The organism is Mycolicibacter sp. MU0102 (genome assembly GCF_963378105.1).
GTDB classification, from domain to species: Bacteria; Actinomycetota; Actinomycetes; order Mycobacteriales; family Mycobacteriaceae; genus Mycobacterium; species Mycobacterium holstebronense.
Genome location: NZ_OY726398.1, coordinates 4,441,787 through 4,462,329, shown reverse-complemented (window position 1 = coordinate 4,462,329; position 20,543 = coordinate 4,441,787). Strand labels below are relative to the sequence as shown.

General features: G+C 72.5%; 3 protein-coding genes. All 3 read left to right on the top strand.

Going from position 1 to position 20,543, the window contains the following annotated elements:
• The first annotated feature begins 19 nt into the window (after positions 1-19).
• Entirely contained in the window at positions 20-2,425 is a 2,406-nt protein-coding gene (locus tag RCP37_RS20955) for a hypothetical protein (RefSeq protein ID WP_308484844.1), read from the top strand.
• Between the two features lie 87 nt (positions 2,426-2,512).
• Complete coding sequence (locus RCP37_RS20950) at positions 2,513-11,284, top strand: PE family protein (RefSeq protein WP_308484843.1); 8,772 nt, start codon at positions 2,513-2,515, stop codon at positions 11,282-11,284.
• A 109-nt stretch (positions 11,285-11,393) separates the two neighbouring features.
• Complete coding sequence (locus tag RCP37_RS20945; RefSeq protein ID WP_308484842.1) at positions 11,394-20,444, top strand: PE family protein; 9,051 nt, start codon at positions 11,394-11,396, stop codon at positions 20,442-20,444.
• Positions 20,445-20,543 lie beyond the last annotated feature (99 nt).

Genomic DNA, 20,543 nt, shown 5'->3' with positions numbered 1-20,543 from the left:
TTTCGTCCGGGAGGGCGTCATGCAGCAAACACTTCGTCCATACGTCACCACCGGCCTGGCTGTCGTCGGGGTGGGCCTGGTCGCGGTTCCCCCCGTGGCCTCGAACCTGCCGCAGCTTCAGCACCAGCTCGCCACGGTCGAGCAGCGCGGTGTTGCGCTCACGTCGGGCTTCTTCTCGCCCTACACCGACCTGTTCGAGAACACCATCGCGAACCTGCAGGCGCTGAACCAGAACTCCGTGGACATGTGGGGTCTGCTGCAGCACATCTTCGCGAACCCGCAAGAGGCGATCAACGGCATCCCGGATGTCATCAACATCTTCACCAACTCGATGCCCACCATCGGCGTCCAGGCCTTCCCCTTCCCCGTCGACATCGACCTGCAGATGCCGCTGTGGCTGAACTCGCTGCTGGCCGCCATTGGCCCTTGGGTGACCATGGGCAACGCGTTCCAGCAGATCATGGACGAGATCGTCAACAACATCTTCACCGACCCGATGAAGTCGTTCTCGGCTCTGATCGGCGCGCCGGCGACGCTGTTGGACGCTTTCCTCAACGGCAGCAGCGGTGTCGACTTCGGGGGCGCCTACTTCCCGTTGTTCAACGGTGTCTTGACCCCCGGGCAGCCGATCGACGCCAACTTCAACATCGGTGACGTGGTCGAGCTGTCCGGCATGGGCGACACCACCATCACCGACCTGCTGTCGCAGGCCGGTATCGGCGATGTTCCGCTGGAAACGCTGATCATCGACCTGCTCGACGGGCTCGGCCTCGGACACATGACGCCGGTGGACCTGCTCAACGACATGGGCATCGGCACTCAGTCGCTCTCCGAGTTGCTGATCGGCCTCTTCAACGAGGCGGGCATCGGCAACCCCACCATCGCTGAGCTGCTGGAGAGCCTCGGTGGCATCGAGCCCGGCGACTCGGTCGCCAGCCTGCTGATCGCCCTGCTCAACCAGACCGACATCGGCAACCCCAGCCTGTCCGAACTCGTGCTGAGCTTCGTCGGCGGGGACGACGCCACCGTCGGTGGCCTGATCAAGGACCTGCTCGGCGCTCAGGGCAACGAGTCCCTGGCCAGCTTGATCGACCCGACCTGGACTATCGGCGGATTGCTGACCGATTCGTTCGGCGACCCCCCGCTGACCGACTTCTTCGAGCAGATGGGCCTCGGCACCGTCACCGTCGGCGCGCTCGCGGGAATGTTGGGCGAGTACGGCGACCAGACGCTGATTGACCTGCTCAACGACGGTTTCCTCGGACCGGACATCAGCGCCAACACTCCGTTGACGGACATGCTGCTTTCCATGTTCCCGCCCGGCGCCACCTTGAGCGACTTCATCGGCGATTACGGCAACACGACGCTCGGGGACATCTTCCAGGAGATGCCGATCGGCGAGAACACCATGGGCTACCCTCCCGACACTCCGGTAAACGACATCCCGGTTCAGGCCTTGCTGTACACGCTTCCCAGCCCAGATCCGGCTTACGCCAACCTGGGTGACACCCCGTTGGGGATTCTCGCCCCCGACCAGGCCAGCCTCCTCGAGAAGGCCGGCAACCCCACTCTCGGCGCGGTGATGGGCACCAACACCGTTGGCGTAACTCTCCAGAACCTGCACCTCTACGACGTCACCGTGATCCAAGGGGTCGATGCGATGGGCATCGGTGACTTCACGCTGGAGGACCTGTTCAACGGTCTGGGCGACCTGACCGGCAATGTCACTCTGGGGCAGTTCCTCACCGATTGGGGCTTCGACCCGACGTTGACCGAACTCTTCACGAGTGTCGTTGCGGGGCTGGGGCTGACCGACACCACGTTGCTCACCCTGTTCGAGGACTGGGGCATGGGCAGCCTGAGCCTGTCCGGCCTGATCGACAGCCTCGGCCTGAACGACATCTACATCCAGTCGATTTTCAACAACCTGGGCCTGAACAACATCGACATCGACATGTTCATCGACCGCCTCGGGCTGAGCAGCATCTCGATCGCCGGCATTCTCTCCGGCCTGGGCCTGGACAACCAGTCTCTCGATGAGTTCATCAACAGCCTGTTGGGCGGTGTCTCCATCGAGAGCATCCTGGGTGGTCTGGGCCTGGACGAGGTGCACTTGGACCAGTTCATCACCGACCTGATGACCAGCGTGCTGGGCGACCCCACGCTGGGCACCCTCCTCGGCTGGATCGGCCTGGACAACTACGACCTGGACACCATCGTTGCCAACCTCGGCCTCGACGGCACGATCAACTCGCTGCTCACCGACCTCGGCCTGGGCAGCCTCGATATCAACGGCCTGATCGACGGGCTGGGGCTGTCCGACCTGGGCGTGCTGGGCATCAACGGCAACTTCTTCGGCGTGGCGTCGGAGTGGCTCAACGACATTCCGAACCAGATCGCGGCGGCGTTGGGCTTCTACGGCTGAGCCTGCTGAGCAGCTAAGCCGCCAAATCCAAACTTCATGACAGACAGAGCTAGCACAACTGTGGGCCACACAGATAGGACATCCCAAATGGCAGTAGGGCGTAACACTTCGGGCAACGGCCAGCAGGGTCGGCGTAGCCGGCGACTGTTGGGGGCCAGCAGTGCGGTTGGGGCGTTTTTGACCTTTGGGATGTCGCCGTTGTCGGCGGCTCCTGTGGCGCATGCTGATGAGCTGGACTGGGTGGTTGACCTGTTCGGTGCGGATCTGGCTGGTGCGTTGGGTGATTTGAGTCAGGCGTCGTCGTGGGACACGTTGTTCGACCAGGGGGCGTGGGAGCCGCTGCTGTCGAATTTGGGTCTGTCGTTTGATGCGTCGGTGGCGGATCTGCCGGGTTCGGCGGCCGCTGATGACTGGTTCGGTTCGTTGTTCTACACGCCGTTGCATGACTTGGGGCAGGCGTGGATTCTGAGTCCGTTTGGTGAGCAGGTTAATTCGTTTATCAACCTGTTTGGTTTCGGTCAGATCCTGATCGGTAACGGTGCTGACGGTATTGATGGTGGGACGCTGGCGCAGGCTGCTGGTGGTTCTGGTGGTTTGTGGTTCGGTGATGGTGGTGCTGCTGGTACGTCGGCCGATGGCATTGGTGGTGTCGGTGGTTCGGCGGGCGGTTTTGGTGATGGTGGCGCTGGTGGTGCCGGTATTGATGGTGGCGATGGTGGTGCCGGTGGTGCTGGTGGCTGGTGGATGGGTGTCGGTGGCGTTGGTGGTGTTGCCGGCGATGGCATCGATGGTGGTGCCGGTGGCAATGGTGGTGCCGGTGGTGCTGGCATTGGTGTGTTCTATGGCGTTGGTGGTAATGGTGGCCTCGGTGGCGATGGCGCGGTGGGTGCTGCGGGTGCTTCGGGTCTTGCGGGCCTCGATGGTGGTATCGGTTCCAATGGTGGCGCCGGTGGTAACGGTGGTGCCGGTGGTAAGGGTTCGTGGCTGATCGGTTCCGGCGGTAAGGGTGGTGCCGGTGGTCAGGGTGCCGCTGGTGGTGCCGGTGGTGATGGTGGCGACGGTGATGACGCGATTGTTGCTGGTGACGCGGGTGGCAACGCGGGCAATGGTGGCAACGGTGGCGTCGGTGGTGCTGGTGGTGCGGCCGGTGCTGGCGGCTCCGGTGGTCTGATCGGATCGTCGGGTGCCGCCGGTGTTGGTGGCAACGGTGGTAACGGTGGCGCCGCGGGAATTGGCGGTAACGGTGGTGCCGGTGCTGATGGCGACGCCACCCATCTCAATGGTGGTGCTGGTGGTCGTGGTGGCGACGCCGGTGTTGGCGGTGCTGGTGGTGCCGGTGTGGTGGCCGGTGCTGTGGGTACGGCGGCGACTGCGGGCGGTAATGGTGGTGCCGGTGGTGACGGTGCCGACGCTCTCGTTGCTGGAGCTGCTGGCGGTAATGGTGGTGCTGGTGGTAACGCCGGCAACCTGGGCAACGGCGGCGCCGGCGGTATCGGCGGCAACGGTGCCACCGGCGTCGCGGGACAGACCGACGAAGACGGCAACGGCACAACAGGTCTCGCCGGTGGTAACGGTGGCCTCGGTGGTGCTGGTGGCGCCGCCGGCTCGCTGGCCGGTAACGGTGGCGCCGGTGGCGCCGGTGGCCGTGGTGGTGTCGGTGGTGTCGGTGGCGCCGCGGCCAACGGCGTCGACGGTGCGGACGCGGTTGCCGGTAGCGGCAACGACGGTGAGGCCGGTGGCGACGCGACCGGAATCGCCGGTAACGGTGGCGTCGGTGGTGTAGGCGGCGCGGGTGGTGTTGGCGGCACGGCGGAGCACGGCCTGGCCGGTGTCCACGGTGTCGGTGGCATCGGTGGCGACGGTGGTGTTGGTGGCGCGGCGGGCGTCGGTGGTACCGGTGGTGCCGGTGCCGGCGGCGGATCCGCGGCAGCAGCCGGAACCGGCGGCAATGGCGGTAACTCGAGTTCCGTCGCCGGTAAGGGTGGCGACGGCGGTGCGGGTGGCTCCAGCGGTGGCTCGGCTCACGCCGCCTCCGGTGTCGCCGGTGGCGCAGGTTCCACCGGTAACGGTGGTGTCGGTGGCGTCGGTGGTGCCGGCCAGATCCTCGGTGACGGCACGGTCCAGGCCGGTGGCGTCGGCGGTAACGGTGGCAGCGCCGACGTCGACGGCGATGGTGGCGCCGGCGGTGCCGGTGGCCAGGGCGCGACCGGCGGCAACGGTGAAACCGACCTCAACGGTGACGGCACGACCGGCGAAACCGGTGGCGCTGGTGGCGCCGGTGGTACCGGCGGTACCAGCGGATCGAACTCGGGTACCGGTGGCGTCGGCGGTGCCGGTGGAACCGGTGGAACCGGTGGTAACGGTGGCGCGGCGGCCGACGCGACAGTGGCCGGTGGTGCGGGACACAACGGTGGTGACGCTGGTGCGGGCGGTATCGGCGGCGATGGTGGTGCCGGCGGTGCCAGTGGCAGCGGAGGCCTGGGCGGAGCGGGCGGTGCCGCAGGCAACGGTGGCGCCGCAGGCGAAGCCGCAGCCGGTGGTAAGGGCCTTGGCGGCAGCGGAACCGACGAAGCCGGTGCTGGCGGCCAGGGTGGTGCTGGTGGCCTTGGTGGTGCTGCCGGCTCGGCAGGCGCGGGAACTGACGGCGGTGCCACTGGCGCTTCGGGCTATGACGGTGCTGGCAGCAACGGTGGCGCTGGTGGCGCTGGTGGCGATGGTGTCGGTCTGGCCAGCGACGGCGTGACCGGTCAGGCCGGTGGCGCGGGCGGCCAGGGCGGTAACGCGGCCGTCGACGGTGACGGTGGCGCGGGCGGCGCCGGTGGCCGGGGCGCCGATGGAACGAACGGAACGACTGACGGCAGCGGCAATGGGACCGCTGGCGGTAACGCCGGCGCCGGCGGTCAGGGCGGCGTCGGTGGTGCCGGCGGATCGGGCGCCGGTGACGGTGGTCTGGGTGGCGCTGGTGGCGAGGGCGGCGTCGGTGGTAACGGTGGCGCGGCCAACGACGCCACAGTGGCCGGCGCCGACGGCGGTAACGGTGGCAATGCAGGCGCCGGTGGCGCCGGCGGTGCCGGTGGTGCCGGTGGTACGGCCGCCGAGGGCGCTGGCGGGGCGGGCGGCGACGCCGGCAACGGTGGCGCGGCGGGCCAGGCCGCGGCCGGTGGCGCAGGCCTCGGTGGCAACGGCCAGGACGCAGCTGGAAACGGCGGCAAGGGCGGCAACGGCGCCGACGGCGGCGCGGGCGGCAAGGCCGGTGCCGGCGGCATCGGCAGCCTCACCACAGGTCCCAGCGGCGTTGCGGGCCAGGCCGGCCTGAGCAGTGACGGCGCCAACGGTGGTGCCGGTGGTGCCGGCGTCGGCTTGGCCAGCGACGGTCTGACCGGTCAGGCCGGTGGCGTCGGTGGCACGGGCGGTAACGCCGCGGCAGTCGGCAACGGTGGTGCCGGCGGTATCGGTGGCCTGGGCGCCACCGTGGCCGGACTCACGGGCTTGGCGGGCTTCGTCGGCGGCGCCGGTGGTAACGGTGGCGTCGGCGGCGCCGGTGGTACCACCTCGGGCAACGGTGGTGCAGGCGGGAACGCCGGTAACGGTGGCGCCGGTGGCGCCGGTGGCGCCGGTGCAGACGCGACGGTGGCTGACGCCGCGGGCGGTAACGGCGGCAACGCCGGTGCGGGCGGCCAGGGCGGTACCGGCGGCCAGGGCGGTGTGGCCAACAACGGAACCGGTGGCGTCGGCGGTGACGCCGGTGACGGCGGTGACGCCGGTATCGCCGGAGCCGGTGGTGCTGGCCTGGGCGGCGGCGGCGCCGCTGAGGCGGGCGCAGGTGGCGCGGGCGGCGTAGGTGGCGAAGGTGGCGCCGCGGGCGCCGCGGGCGTCGGTGGTGCCGGCACCCACGCCGGAGCCCAGGGCGGAGCTGGGGTTGCTGGCCACGGCAGCGACGGCGGCGCCGGCGGCCAGGGTGGCGCCGGAACGGGCCTGATCAGCGCGACCAACACCGGCCAGGGCGGCGGCGCCGGCGGTGTCGGCGGCGGCGGTGGCCTGGTCGGCAATGGTGGTGCTGGCGGCCACGGTGGTGCCGGTGCGACGGTCAACGGCATCACGGACGGAAGCGGCAACGGCACCAATGGTGCCGACGGTGGAACCGGCGGTGTCGGTGGCGCGGGCGGTATCGGCGGCTCGGTGTCCGGTAACGGTGGCGCCGGCGGCAACGGTGGGGCCGCCGGTAACGGCGGACACGGTGGCAACGGCGCCAATGGCACGGCCGGAACCAATGCCGTCGCGGGCAGTGGCGGCGACGGGACCGCCGGGGGCGACGCCGGTAACGGTGGCGTCGGTGGTAACGGTGGCCAGGGCGGCAACGGCGGTGCCGGTGGCACTGCCGCCAACGGTCAGGCCGGAGCTGAGGGCAGCGGCGGCGTCGGCGGTAACGCGGGTGATGCGGGCAATGCCGGCAACGGCGGCCAGGGTGGTAGCGGCGCCGGTGGTGGCGCCGGTGTCAAGGCCGGCAACGGCGGCGACGGCGGCAAGGGTGGTGTCCGTGGCGAAGCCGGGGCGACCGCTGGCGAGGGTGGCTGGAACGCCAGCCATACCGCACAAGCCGCCGATGGCGCCGCTGGTGCTGCGGCGATCGGTGGTAACGGCGGCGCCGGTGGTAACGGTGGTGTCGGACTTGTCCACGGCGACGGGTCACCGCAGGCCGGTGGCGATGGTGGCCACGGTGGCGCGGCCGGACTGGTCGGCGTCGGCGGCGCAGGCGGCAACGGTGGCGTCGGTTCCACCGGCAAGGCCGGTACCGACGGAATCGTTGACGGCCTCGGCAACGGCGGCGACGGCACCAACGGCGGTGTCGGTGGCCTCGGCGGCAACGGCGGTAACGGTGGCGCCGGCGGTAGCGAGTCGGGCGACGCCGGCGCCGGAGGCGCTGCTGGCAACGGTGGTGCCGGTGGCCGCGGTGGCTACGGCGCAGACGGTGCCAACGCAGTCAACGCCGCGTTCGGCAGTGGCCTCTCCGGTGCAAACGGCGGCAACGGCGGCAGCGGCGGCAACGGTGGCCTCGGTGGTGACGGTGGCGTCGGCGGTCTCGGTGGCACGGCCACACTCGGCAACAACGGTGCGGCCGGCGCGGGCGGGGTCGGTGGCCAGGGTGGTGCGGCAGGCAACTCCGGCAATGGCGGTAACGGTGCCAACGGCGCCGGTGGCGGCCTGAACGCCGTCGCCGGCAAGGGCGGCAACGGCGGCGACGGCGGCGACCGTGGCCAGTTCGGCCTCGGTGGCAAGGGCGGCGTGAGCGGCGACGGTCAGCAGGCCGGCAACGGCGGCAACGGCGGCGTCGGTACTGGCGGCAACGGTGGTGCCGGTGGCCGCGGTGGCAACGGTTCGACGCTGGCCGGCGGCATCCCGCAGGAGGGCGGCGCGGGCGGTGCCGGTGGTGACGCCGGAACAATCGGCAACGGTGGCGCCGGTGGCGCCGGTGGCTCCGGCAGCATCGGTGGCAACGGCGCGAATGGCAGCACCGGTGGCGTGGTCAACGGTGGAAACGGCCTCTCCGGCGGTAACGCCGGCGATGGTGGCGCGGGCGGCAAGGGCGGCTCGATCTCCGGTAACGGCGGCGCGGGCGGTGGCGCCGGTGTGGCAGGTACCGGCGGTAACGGCGGCAACGGTGCTGTAGGCAAGGCGGGCCTCGACGCGGTGGCCGGCACGGGCGGCGTTGGCAGCAACGGCAGTGCTGGCGGTAACGGCGGCTCCGGCGGTAACGGTGGCGACGGCGGCAACGGTGGCGCCGGTGGATCGGCGACCAACGGCACGGCCGGTGCCGACGGGCTGGGCAGCGTCGGTGGTAGCGGCGGTAACGCCGGCACCGGGGCCGACGGTGGCCGCGGCGGCAACGGTGCCGGCGGCGGCGTCAACGCGATCGCCGGTACCGGCGGCAACGGTGGCGCCGGCGGAAACATCGGGCTGGCCGGAAACGGCGGCACCGGCGGGTTCAACGCCGACGGCACCCAGCGCGCCGACGGCATCGACGGTGCCGCGGCCGCGCACGGCGGTAACGGTGGCGCGGGCGGCAACGGCGGCAACGGCGCACTTGGCTCGGGACAGGCCGGCGGCAAGGCCGGCAACGGCGGCGCCGGCGGCAACGTCGGTGACGGTGGCGCGGGCGGTAACGGTGGTGACGGAGCCAGCGGAGCCGCTGGAATCACCGGCGGCGACGGCAACGGCACCAATGGTGGCAACGCTGCCGCGGCCGGTAAGGGCGGCAACGGTGGCGCCGGCGGTTCGCTTTCCGGCAACGGTGGCGCGGGCGGTAACGGCGGTAACGGCGGTAACGGCGGTAACGGCGGCAACGGCGCGGCCGGCACCGGTGGCGGCAACGGCGGTAACGGTGGCGCGGCGGGCAACGCCGCCAGCGGCGCGGACGGTGGTCTGGGCGGCAACGCTGTGGCCGGCACCGCGGGTGCCGGCGGCAACGGCGGTAACGCCGGTAACGCGGGCAACGGTGGCGCCGGTGGCGTCGGCGGCGGCGGCGGACTCAACGCGGTGGCCGGCAACGGCGGTAACGGTGGCGCAGGCGGCGACCGGCTCGGTACAGCCGGTGCCGGCGGCGCGGGCGGCTTCGGCGTGGGCGGTCAGGCGGCCAACGGCACCAACGGTGCGGTGGGCTCGGGCGGCAACGGCGGTAATGCAGGCAACGGTGGTGCCGGCCAGATCCTCGGTGACGGTTCATCGCAGAAGGGCGGTAACGGCGGCATCGGTGGCGCGGCCGGAATCATCGGCAACGGTGGCGCCGGTGGTAACGGTGGAGCCGGCGCGACGGGCGCTAACGGCATCATCGACGGCAGCGGCAACGGCACCAACGGAACCGCCGGCGGCGTCGGTGGCAACGGTGGCGTCGGCGGCGCTGGCGGTAGCCAGTTCGGTAACGGTGGCGCAGGCGGACGCGGTGGCTTCGGTGGTAACGGCGGCGTCGGTGGCGTGGCTAACGGCACTGACGGCACAAACGCTGCCGCGGGCAGCGGCCTCAACGGTGGCAACGGCGGCGACGCGGGAACCAGCGGTAACGGTGGTATCGGCGGCCAGGGTGGCGCGGGTGCACTCGGCGGTACTGCCACCAATGGAGCGCAGGGCGCGGCGGGCGTCGGCGGCAAGGGCGGCGACGGCGGTGCTGGTGGCCAGGCCGGTCGCGGCGGCAACGGCGGTGCCGGTGCCGGCGGCGGCGCCAACATCGTCGCCGGTGACGGTGGTAACGGTGGACGCGGTGGCTTCGCCGGTGTCGGCGCGGCCGGCGGTGCGGGCGGCGTAGGCGCCAACGGCCAGATCGCGGCCGGTGGTGCATTCGGTGCGGCCGGCAACGTCGCCACCGGCAACGGTGGTAACGGCGGTGCCGGTGGCGCGGGCGTAGTGCTCGGCAGCGGTGCGGGGCAGTCCGGTGGTAACGGCGGTGACGGCGGTGGTGCCGGTGCGGTCGGTACCGGTGGCGCCGGTGGTAACGGCGGCACGGGCGCCGCCGGCGCCAACGGCAGCACCCAGGTGACCGGTGAGGGCTCCAACGGTGGCGCCGGTGGCAACGGCGGTAACGGTGGAAACGGCGGCAAGGGCGGCCTGACCTCTGGCAACGGCGGTGCGGCCGGTAGCGGTGGCGCCGGTGGTATCGGCGGCAGCGGCGGTAACGCCGCCAACGGCACCACTGGTGCCAACGCCACCGCCGGCACCGGCGCAGCGGGCGGCAATGGTGGCGACGCCAACGGCAACGGCGGTAACGGCGGCAAGGGCGGTAGCGGCGGTAACGGCGGTATCGGCGGCACCGCGACCAGCGGTTCCACGGGTGCCAACGGCGTCGGCGGTGCCGGCGCCAAGGGCGGCAATGCGGGCAACGCCGGCAGCGGCGGTAACGGCGGTAACGGCGCCACGCTCACCGTGGGCGCGGGCACCGTCGCGGGCGCCGGTGGCAACGGCGGTAACAGCAACAGCAACGCAGGTACTGCTGGTGCCGGCGGCACCGGCGGCTGGAACGGTGGCCACACCGTTCAGGCCGGTAGCGGCACGGCCGGCGCGGCCGGTGCGGCGGGCAACGGCGGTAACGGCGGTAACGGCGCAACCGGCGCCGCCGGCAACGCCTCGAACAACGGCCAGTCCGGTGGTGCCGGTGGCGCCGGCGGTAGCGCCTTGCTCGACGGCAACGGCGGTAAGGGCGGCAATGGCGGTGCCGGTGGCGCCGGAACCACGACCGGCACAACGGGTGCCAACGCCTCCGGAACCCCGGCAGCCAACTCCGGTCTGCAAGGCAACGCCGGCGGCGACGGCGGCGCCGGCAAGAACGGCGGCAACGGCGGTGCGGGTGGTGCCGGCGGCGCCAGCGGCTCCAACTCGGGTAACTCCGGCTCCGGCGGTAACGGCGGCAACGGTGCTACCGGCTCGGCCGGCGGCGCGGGTGGCAAGGGCGGTACCGGTGCGGCTGGTACCAGCGGTACCTTTGCCGGCGGCCAGGGCGGTGACGGTGGTGCCGGCGGCGCCGGTGGCAACGGCGGTACCGGTGGCCAAGGTGGAGCGGCCGGCGCCCAGAACAACGGCAACGGCACGGCGGGTACTTCCGGCACCAACGGCACCAACGGCAGCGGTGGTGCCGGCGGCAAGGGTGGCACCGGCGGTGCGGGCGGTACCGCCGCCAACTCGGGCGGCAACAACTTCCCCGGCGGCCAGGGCGGCACCGGCGGCACCGGTGGCCAGGGTGGCACCAGCGGTGGCGGCAACGTCGCCAACCCGGGCAACCCCGGCGCTGCCGGTGGTAACCCGTCGGGCACCGGCAGCCGTACCGGCGGCACGGGCGGCGCGGGCGGCGCCGGCACTGCGGGAGCGACCGGATGATGATCCGCTCGTGTCTCGTCCCCGCCGGGCGTCCGGTACTTAGCACACCAAGAACTTGATCCGAGAAAGCATCACCGACATGGGTTCGTCGCAGAATAGGGAGTCCCGCATGACTGACAAGCAGCACGGCAAAGGGCGTCGTGGTTTCGCCGGCGGCGTACGCAGCCGGGGTGGCCGGGTGGCCGCTGCCGGGAGTGCGGTTGGGGCGTTTTTGACCTTTGGGATGTCGCCGTTGTCGGCGGCTCCTGTGGCGCATGCTGATGAGCTGGACTGGGTGGTTGACCTGTTCGGTGCGGATCTGGCTGGTGCGTTGGGTGATTTGAGTCAGGCGTCGTCGTGGGACACGTTGTTCGACCAGGGGGCGTGGGAGCCGCTGCTGTCGAATTTGGGTCTGTCGTTTGATGCGTCGGTGGCGGATCTGCCGGGTTCGGCGGCCGCTGATGACTGGTTCGGTTCGTTGTTCTACACGCCGTTGCATGACTTGGGGCAGGCGTGGATTCTGAGTCCGTTTGGTGAGCAGGTTAATTCGTTTATCAACCTGTTTGGTTTCGGTCAGATCCTGATCGGTAACGGTGCTGACGGTATTGATGGTGGGACGCTGGCGCAGGCTGCTGGTGGTTCTGGTGGTTTGTGGTTCGGTGATGGTGGTGCTGCTGGTACGTCGGCCGATGGCATTGGTGGTGTCGGTGGTTCGGCGGGCGGTTTTGGTGATGGTGGCGCTGGTGGTGCCGGTATTGATGGTGGCGATGGTGGTGCCGGTGGTGCTGGTGGCTGGTGGATGGGTGTCGGTGGCGTTGGTGGTGTTGCCGGCGATGGCATCGATGGTGGTGCCGGTGGCAATGGTGGTGCCGGTGGTGCTGGCATTGGTGTGTTCTATGGCGTTGGTGGTAATGGTGGCCTCGGTGGCGATGGCGCGGTGGGTGCTGCGGGTGCTTCGGGTCTTGCGGGCCTCGATGGTGGTATCGGTTCCAATGGTGGCGCCGGTGGTAACGGTGGTGCCGGTGGTAAGGGTTCGTGGCTGATCGGTTCCGGCGGTAAGGGTGGTGCCGGTGGTCAGGGTGCCGCTGGTGGTGCCGGTGGTGATGGTGGCGACGGTGATGACGCGATTGTTGCTGGTGACGCGGGTGGCAACGCGGGCAATGGTGGCAACGGTGGCGTCGGTGGTGCTGGTGGTGCGGCCGGTGCTGGCGGCTCCGGTGGTCTGATCGGATCGTCGGGTGCCGCCGGTGCTGCCGGGCAGGGCGGTAACGGTGGCGCCGCGGGTGCTGGTGGAAATGGTGGTGCCGGTGCTGACGGCGACGCTTCGCACCTTGCTGGTGGCGCGGGCGGCGCCGGTGGTAACGCGGGCATCGCGGGTGCTGGTGGTGCTGGCGGCAATGCGGGTGCGGCGGCGACCACGGGTGGTAACGGTGGTGCTGGTGGTGACGGTGCCGACGCGGTCGTTGCCGGTGGCACCGGCGGCGCGGGTGGTGCTGGTGGTAACGCCGGAAACCTGGGCAACGGCGGCGCGGGCGGTAATGGTGGCGCCGGTGCGGCTGGGACCGCCGGTGAGACCGACGAAGACGGCAACGGCATCAGTGGTCTCGCTGGCGGCGCTGGTGGTGTCGGTGGCGCTGGTGGTTCGGCGCAGTCCGGTAACGGTGGTGCCGGTGGTGCCGGTGGTGCCGGTGCGGACGGTGGCGCTGGTGGCGCCGCGGCCAACGGTGCCGACGGCGCGAACGCGGCTGCCGGTAGCGGCAACAACGGTGGCGACGGTGGCGACGCGACCGGCACGGCTGGCAACGGTGGTGCCGGTGGTGCCGGCGGTGCCGGTGGTGCCGGTGGCACGTCGGCGCAGGGCTTGGCCGGTGTCCACGGTGTCGGTGGCATCGGTGGCGACGGCGGTGCCGGTGGCGCGGCGGGTAACGGTGGTACCGGTGGTGCCGGTGCCGGCGGCGGATCTGCGGCAGCAGCCGGAGCCGGCGGTAAGGGTGGTAACTCCACGTCGGTTGCAGGTCAAGGCGGTAACGCCGGTGCCGGAGGCTCCAGCGGCGGCTCGACTCACGCCGCCTCCGGTGTCGCCGGTGGCGCAGGTACCACCGGTAACGGTGGAGACGGTGGCGTCGGTGGCGCCGGCCAGATCCTCGGCGACGGCACGGTCCAGGCCGGTGGCGCCGGCGGTAACGGTGGCGACGCCGGCGACGTCGGTAACGGCGGCAACGGTGGTGCCGGTGGTCAGGGCGCGACCGGACAGACCGGTGGCACCGATCTCAACGGCAACGGCCTGGCCGGTGGAACCGGCGCGGCCGGTGGCGCCGGTGGTGCGGGCGGTGCCGGTGGTGCGACCTCGGGTAACGGCGGTGCCGGTGGTGCGGGCGGCGTAGGCGGTACCGGTGGTACCGGCGGTAAGGGCTTCGACGGCGAGAACGGTATCGACGCGGCTGCCGGCAGCGGCGGCAGCGGCACCGACGGTGTCAACGCCGGTAATGGTGGGGCCGGTGGTACCGGTGGTGTCGGTGGTCAGGGTGGTGCCGGCGGCACCGCGGCCGCGGGCAACGCGGGCGCCCAGGGTGATGGCGGCGCGGGTGGCGTCGGCGGTACGGCCGGGGACGCCGGTAACGGTGGTAACGGTGGTGCCGGCGCCGGCGGCGGCAACGGTGCCACGGCCGGCTCCGGCGGCAAGGGTGGCGACGGCGGTAACCGCGGCACGGCCGGTGCTGGTGGTGCGGGCGGTTGGAATGCGGACAACACCACGCAGGCCGCTAGCGGCGGGGTCGGCGCGGCCGGTGGTGGCGGCAACGGCGGCGCAGGCGGCACGGGCGGTGACGGTGAGCTGCTCGGCGGCGTGGTCGCGCAGGCCGGTGGCGCCGGTGGTAACGGCGGCGCGGCCGGCAACGACGGTCAAGGTGGTGCCGGCGGTGACGGTGGCGCCGGCGCATCCGGGGCCCATGGGACGACCGTCGTCATCGACGGCACTGCCGGTGGCAGCGGCGCGGCTGGCGGTAACGGTGGTACCGGTGGCGCGGGTGGAGCGAACTCCGGAAACGGCGGTGCCGGCGGCGCCGGTGGTCAGGGTGGCACGGGTGGCAACGGTGGCGCGGCTGATGACGCCTACCTCCTGGATGGCTCAGGCGGCAACGGTGGTGCCGCAGGCGCTGGTGGCGCCGGCGGTAGCGGTGGATCGGGTGGCATCTCGCAGACCGGTACTGGCGGTGTCGGTGGTGCGGCAGGCAGCGGTGGCGACGCCGGTACCGCTGCGGTCGGCGGTCAGGGCGGCGGCGGCGGTGGCGGCGCCAACGCGGGTGCCGGTGGTAACGGTGGTGACGGTGCCCTCGGTGGCAAGGCCGGTGGTGCCGGAGTCGGTGGGCTCGGTGTCACCGGTGGCGCCAACGGCGCCGTGGGCACCGATGGAGTCAACGCCGACGGCGCAGACGGCGGCCGCGGTGGCGACGGGTTCGGCGCGATCACCGGCCAGAACGTGGGCCAGGGCGGCGGCAATGGCGGTCAGGGCGGCAATGCGGCTGCGGTCGGAAACGGCGGTCACGGTGGTACCGGTGGTCAGGGCGCGACGGTCGACGGCGTAACCGGCAATAACGGTCACGGCACTGACGGGTTTGTCGGCGGCGCGGGTGGCGACGGCGGCAAGGGCGGCGCCGGTGGTAGCACTTCGGGCAACGGCGGCGACGGCGGCTTCGGCGGTGTCGGCGGCCAGGGTGGCGCCGGTGGTGCGGGCGCCAACGCCACGGTGGCCGACACGGACGGCGGCAACGGTGGCAACGCCGGCGCCGGCGGCGTGGGCGGTAACGGCGGACAGGGTGGCGCAGCTACCAACGGCACCGGTGGAAACGGCGGGAACGCCGGCATCGGCGGCAATGGCGGTGTCGCCGGCGTCGGCGGCACGGGCCTCGGTGGCGGCGGTGCGGCGACCGCGGGTAACGGCGGTAACGGCGGTAACGGCGCACTCGGAGCCGCAGCGGGCCAGGTGGGCCTCGGCGGTGCCGGCACCACCAACGGGGCGAATGGCTCCGCTCGCCCGGACGGCATCGCCAGCAACGGCGGAACCGGCGGCCAGGGCGGCGCCGGCGTGGGTCTCTCGGGCGGGGTCGGCCAGGGCGGCGGTCATGGTGGCGTCGGTGGTAACGCCGCCGCGATCGGCAACGGCGGCGCCGGCGGTGCGGGCGGCATCGGTGCCACCGTCGACGGCATCACTGCCGGTAACGGCACCAACGGCTACATCGGCGGTGTCGGCGGCAACGGTGGTACCGGTGGTCTCGGTGGAACCACCTCCGGCAACGGCGGCGCCGGCGGCGCCGGTGGCGCCGGCGGTAAGGGTGGCGCCGGTGGCGCGGGCGCTGACGCGACCATTGCCGACACCGCGGGCGGCAACGGCGGAAACGCCGCGGCCGGTGGTGCGGGCGGTAGCGGTGGCACGGGCGGTGAAGCGACCGCTGGTGTCGGTGGCGTCGGCGGTGACGCCGGTGCCGGTGGTTCCGGTGGTGCCGGTGGCGTCGGTGGCACCGGCCTCGGTGGAGGCGGCGGCACCAACGCAGGCGCAGGCGGCACGGGCGGTAACGGTGCCGATGGCGCCGCGGCCGGCACCGCGGGTGTCGGCGGAATCGGTTCGGCCGGCAACGGCGCGGCCGGCAACGGCGGTACGGCCGGCCACGGCACCGACGGTGGTGCCGGCGGTCAAGGTGGCGTCGGCGTCGGAGTCATCGGCAGCTCGAACATTGGCCAGGGCGGCGGCGCTGGTGGCCTGGGCGGTAACGCGGCGACCGCCGGCAACGGTGGCGCCGGTGGTGCCGGTGGCGCCGGCGCAGCGGGCGCGGCAGGCATCACGGACATTGACGGCAATGGCACCAACGGCACCCACGGTGGTGTCGGTGGGTCCGGTGGTATCGGTGGCCAGGGCGGAACGGCCGCCGGCAACGGTGGTGCCGGTGGAGTCGGCGGCGCTGGTGGCGCCGGTGGCAACGCGGGCAACGGTGCCGATGGCACCAGCGGCGCGGTGGTCACTGCGGGCAGCGGGGCGTCTGGCACCGATGGCACCGACGGCGGCAACGGCGGCATCGGTGGTAACGGTGGAGCCGGTGGTACCGGTGGTGCCGGGGGTAGCGCAAGCAACGGCGCGGCCGGTGGTGAAGGTGCCGGTGGTGTCGGTGGTAACGCCGGTAATGCCGGTAACGCCGGTAATGGCGGCCGCGGTGCAGACGGCGCCGGCGGTGGCAGCGGTTCGGTTGCCGGCTCCGGTGGCAATGGTGGCGACGGTGGTAACCGTGGCGCCGCGGGCACGGCGGGTGCCGGTGGCTGGAACGCCTCCAACACCAGCCAGGCGGCCGGCGGAAATGCGGGTACCTCCGCGATCGGCGGCAACGGCGGCGCAGGCGGCAAGGGCGGCACCGGTGTGCTCCTCGGCGACGGCACCGCGCAGGCCGGCGGCGCCGGTGGCTTCGGCGGCGACGCCGGAACGATCGGTAACGGTGGTGCGGGCGGCAACGGTGGTGCGGGCGCCACGGGTGCGGTCGGCTCGGTCGCCGCTGCCAACGGTGGAACCGGCGGCAACGGCGCAGCTGGCGGTAACGCCGGTAGCGGCGGTAAGGGTGGCTCCATCTCCGGCAACGGCGGCCTGGGCGGCGTCGGTGGCGCCGGCGGCAACGGCGGTGCTGGTGGCGCCGGTATTGAAGGCCTCGCGGGCACGAATGCGGCGGCCGGCTCCGGTGGCAACGGTGGCGATGGCACCGACGGCGGTAACGGTGGCAATGGTGGTATCGGTGGCGCCGGCGGTAACGGTGGTGCCGGTGGCACCGCGACCAACGGCACTGCGGGCCTCAACGGCAGCGGCGGCATCGGCGGCAACGGTGGCGCGTCCGGTACCGCAGGCACTGGTGGCCACGGCGGATCGGGCGCTGGCGGCGGTATCAACGACACCGCCGGACACGGCGGCAACGGCGGTGCCGGCGGTGACCGCGGCGTCGGTGGTGCCGCGGGCAAGGGCGGCCTGAACGGTGACGGCGTCACCTACCGTGCCAACGGTGCGATCGGCGCGGACGGCGGCGGCGGCAACGGCGGCAATGGTGGTGCCGGTGGTATCGGTGCACTGCTGGCCGACGGGTCGACCGGTCAGGCCGGAGGCTACGGCGGTAACGGTGGCGCGGCCGGTGCGATAGGCACCGGTGGTCAGGGTGGCGCTGGTGGTAACGGCGGCAACGGTGTTATCGGCGTGACCGGCAATGACGGCAACGGGACCACTGGTGGTAACGGTGGCGTCGGTGGCTACGGCGGCCAGGGTGGCGCCGGTGGCAGCACGTCGGGCGCCGGCGGTGCCGGCGGCGTGGGCGGCACCGGTGGTAGCGGCGGCAACGGCGGTGACGGTCTCATCGGGGCAGCCGGTGACCTCGGTGGCAACGGTGGCCTCGGCGGTAACGCAGCTGCCGGTGGTGCCGGCGGTATCGGCGGCAACGCGGCCCACGGCGCAGGTGGCGTCGGCGGTGCCGGTGGCAATGCCGGCAACGCCGGTAACGGCGGCGCCGGTGGTGCTGGTGGCAACGGTGGCAGTGGCCTTGTGGCCGGCAACGGTGGCGACGGTGGTACCGGTGGTGACCGGGATCACGGCGGTGCTGGCGGGCTGGGCGGTATCGGCCAGGGCAGCACCCAGGCAGCCAGCGGGCAGGCCGGGACCAACGGTTCCGGCGGTGACGGCGGCGCCGGTGGTAACGGCGGCAACGGCGTGCTCCTGCCGGGTGATGGCGCACAAGACGGTGGCGCCGGCGGTAAGGGTGGCGCGGCCGGAGCGATCGGTACCGGTGGTGCTGGTGGTAACGGTGGCGCAGGTACGGCCGGCGTCGACGGCATCACCGACGGTTCCGGCAACGGCACCTCGGGCACCGCGGCCGGTAACGGTGGCGCCGGCGGAGCGGGTGGTACCGGTGGCACTACCTCGGGCAACGGCGGTGCTGGCGGCCTGGGTGGCGGCGGTGGAGCCGGCGGTAACGGTGGCGCCGGTGCGAATGCAGCCAATGGCGCTGATGCGGGCGCCGGCACGGGTGACAACGGTGGCGACGGTTCCGACGCGACCAGCGCTAACGGAAACGGTGGAGCGGGCGGTAACGGCGGTGCCGGTGGCGTCGGCGGTGCGGCGACCCTCGGTGACGCGGGTGCAGCTGGCGCGGGCGGCGCGGGTGGCGCCGGTGGTAACACCGGAAACGGTGCCAACGGCGGTAACGGCGGTAGCGGTGCCGGCGGCGGCGTCAATGCCATCGCCGGGTCCGGTGGCCACGGTGGTGCCGGTGGTATCGCCGGTACGGCCGGTGCTGGCGGCGCCGGTGGTCTCGGCGGTGACGGCACCGCGGCTAGCAACGGCCAAGACGGTGCCCTCCTCGGTGCCAACGGTGGTAACGGCGGTCACGGTGGCAACGCAGCGCTGGGCCAGCAGGGCGGCGACGGCGGTAATGGTGGCGCCGGCGGAACCATTGGTCACGGCGGCGTAGGCGGCGACGGCGGTGCCGGAGCCAACGGCGTCGCGGGCATCACCGATGGGTCCGGCAACGGCACCGACGGCACGGCTGGTACCGCGGGCGGCAACGGTGGTCTCGGCGGCGTCGGTGGCTCGATCGCCGGTGACGGCGGTGTCGGCGGTAACGGTGGCGTCGGCGGTCAGGGCGGTGCCGGTGGCCATGCCGCCAACGGCGCCGCAGGCACCAACGCCACCGCAGGTAGCGGTGCCAATGGTGGTGTCGGTGGCGACGCCACCGGTAAGGCTGGCGCTGGTGGCGCTGGTGGCGCAGGCGGCAACGGTGGTGCCGGTGGCACGGCGACCGTCGGTAACAGCGGTGCCGACGGACTCGGCGCCACGGGTGGCAGCGGTGGCGCGGGCGGCAACGCAGGCGTCGGCGGCCGCGGTGGCGACGGTGCGGGCGGCGGCTCGAACCTGGTGGCCGGCAACGGTGGTAAGGGCGGCAACAGCAGCAGCACCGCCGGTGCGGGCGGCGACGGCGGCGCCGGTGGCCTCGGTGGCGATGGCGCCACCCAGGCGGCCAGTGGTACCGACGGCAACGGCGGCGCGGTCGCGGTCGGCGGCACCGGCGGTAACGGTGGCAACGGCACGGTGCTGGGCAGCGGCCTGGCGCAGGCCGGTGGAAATGGCGGTACCGGCGGCAACGCCCTCGGCGAGTACGGCAATGGTGGCACCGGCGGTAACGGTGGTATCGGTGCCAATGGAACCTCGGGTACCAACGCCGCGAACGGCGCCGGTGCCGCCGGCGGTAACGGCGGTAACGGCGGCTCGGCCGCCCAGCACGGCACCGGTGGCACTGGCGGTAACGCGGGTAACGGCGGCAACGCCGGCAACAACACCTCGGTTGCCGGTAACGGCGGTACGGGTAACCAGCCCAAGGACCCGAACGGCAACGCCATGCCCGGTGGCACCGGCGGCGCCGGCGTCAAGGGCGCCACCGGGTACGCCGGTGGCGCGGGTGGCACCGGTGGTGTCGGTGGTGCCGGTGGCACCCTCACCGGTGACGGCGGCGAGGGCGGTCTCGGCGGCAGCGGCGGGATCGGCGGCGGCGGCGGTACCGGCGGTAACGGCGGCACCGGCGGTGCCGGTGGTGCCGGCGGCCTCGGCCTGCCCGGTCGTACCGGTGGTACCGGCGGCGAGGGCGGCCAGGGCGGCGACGGCGGCGTCGGCGGCGCGGCCGGCCAGGGCGGCGCCGGTGGTGTTGCGCTGGGTGACGGACAGTCCGGTGCACATGGCGCGGGCGGTCAGGGTGGCCAGGGCGGTAAGGGCGGTACGGCAGGCGTCGGCGGCAACGGTGGCGCCGGTGGTGCTGGCTACAACGGCTTGGTCGGTCAGGGCACCGGCGGTGGCGGTACCGGCGGGTCCGGCGGCAACGGCGGCCAGGGCGGCACCGGCGGTCAGGGCGGTGCCAACGCCGACGGCACCACGGCTCAGGGCGGTGCCGGTGGTATGGGTGGCAAGGGCGGCAACGGCGTCAACGGTGCCTCCAAGCCCAGCAAGTCCAACTTCGCCGGCGGCGGTGGCAGCGGTGGTACGGGCGGCGCCGGTGGTACGAATGGCGACGGCGTCGCCGGTAGTGCCGGTACCGCTGGTGTGGCCGGTAAAGCCCCCAGTGGCAGCGTTGGCACGGGCGGCGCCGGTGGCGCTGGCGGCACGGGCGCACCGTAGCCCAGCGCGAACGTACGAATCCCCGGTCCGACGCTTCGGTGTCGGATTCGGGGATTTGTACGTTTGGGGCTAGCCGAACGTACGCGGACGAAAAAGGGC